General features: G+C 62.4%; 2 protein-coding genes. Both read right to left on the bottom strand.

Going from position 1 to position 1,737, the window contains the following annotated elements:
• Window positions 1-625, bottom strand: a 625-nt coding sequence (locus EN742_RS34065) for a DUF502 domain-containing protein (RefSeq protein WP_148670486.1), incomplete at its 3' end; no start/stop codon positions are given.
• A 104-nt stretch (window positions 626-729) separates the two neighbouring features.
• A partial coding sequence (glmS, locus tag EN742_RS34070; RefSeq protein WP_128333827.1) for a glutamine--fructose-6-phosphate transaminase (isomerizing) occupies window positions 730-1,737 on the bottom strand: 1,008 nt, incomplete at its 5' end.

Genomic DNA, 1,737 nt, shown 5'->3' on the forward strand with positions numbered 1-1,737 from the left:
CCACCAGTCCGGCCGAAACGATCAGCTTGGCGCCGTCCTCGATTGTCATGTCGAGCAGCACGATATCGGATTTCAGCACATACATCAGGAAGCCGGTGGTCGGGTTCGGCGTGCACGGCATGAACACCGCAATCAGCGGGTCGCCTTCCTGGTCGAGCTTCTGGTTGATCTCGGTTTCCTTCTCGCTGGCGACGAAGACCAGCGACCAGATGCCCTTGCGCGGATATTCGACCAGCCCGACCTGGCGGAACATGTCGCCCTTGTTCGAGAGCACCGTTTGGAAAATCTGCTTCAGCGAACCATAGATGCCGCGCACCAGCGGCATGCGGCCAAGCAGCCGCTCGCCGAAATTGACAATGGCGCGGCCGACGATGTTGGCGGTCATGAAGCCGATCAGCGTGATCAGCACCAGCGCAACGATGAGACCGAAGCCGGGAACCGGGAACGGCAGATAGGTGTCCGGGCTGTAGCGCAGCGGGATATAGGGCTTCACCCAGGAATCGACCCAGCGGATGAAGGACCAGGCGATATAGGCGGTAATCGCCAGCGGCGCGCAAACAATGAAGCCCGTCAGGAAATAATTCCTGAGCCGGGTCATGCCTGAGGTCTTCGGGGCGTCGGACATGGATCACCGCAGCGCAGGTTGCGCCGCAACATTAGTGAACCGCGACACGGTTTGGAACTGCGAAGTTTTTAAAGAGCGCCCGCGGCGGAACGGCGCAGATTCAGCTACTCCACCGTCACCGACTTCGCCAGATTGCGCGGCTGGTCGACGTCGGTGCCCATGAACACTGCGGTGAAATAGGCGAGCATCTGGATCGGCAGCGCATAGATGATCGGCGAGATGATCTCCGGCACCTCGGGAAGCACGATTGTCTCCATCGTCTTCACGCTCGCCTGCGCCGCGCCCTTGCTGTCGGTGATCAGGATGATCTTGCCGCCGCGCGCCGCAACTTCCTGCATGTTGGACACCGTCTTTTCGAAGATGCGGTCATGCGGAGCGATGACGATGACTGGCATGTGCTCGTCGATCAGCGCGATCGGTCCATGCTTCAATTCGCCACCGGCATAGCCTTCGGCATGGATATAGGAGATTTCCTTGAGCTTCAGCGCGCCTTCCATGGCCAGCGGGAAGTTGGTGTCGCGGCCGAGGTAGAGCACATCGCTGTAGCGGGACAGCTCGCGCGCGATCCGCTCGATCTGGCTGTCCAGCTTCAGCACCTGGTTGGCGAAGCGGGGCGCCTCTGAAAGCTCGCGCACCAGCACTTTCTCCTCATCGCGCGAGATCGTGCCGCGCGCCACGCCCGCCCGCACTGCGAGCGAAGCCAGCACTGAGAGCTGGCAGGTGAAGGCCTTGGTCGAGGCGACGCCGATCTCAGGCCCGGCCAGTGTCGGCAGGACGACGTCGGACTCGCGCGCCATGGTCGATTCGCGCACATTGACGACCGCGCCGATCTTCATGCCGGCCCGGCGGCAGTAGCGCAGCGAGGCCAGCGTGTCGGCGGTCTCGCCCGACTGCGAGATGAACAAGGCGGCGTCGTTCGACGACAGCGGCATCTCGCGGTAGCGGAATTCCGAGGCGACATCGATGTCGACCGGCAGCCGCGCATAGCGCTCGAACCAGTATTTGCTGATCAGGCCTGCCAGATAGGCGGTGCCGCAGGCCGAGATCGCCAGCCGGCCGATCTTGGCGAAATCGAAGGGCAGCTCGAGCGGCTTCGACATGCCGGAGATGAA

Source organism: Mesorhizobium sp. M4A.F.Ca.ET.020.02.1.1, from assembly GCF_004022645.1.
GTDB lineage: Bacteria > Pseudomonadota > Alphaproteobacteria > Rhizobiales > Rhizobiaceae > Mesorhizobium.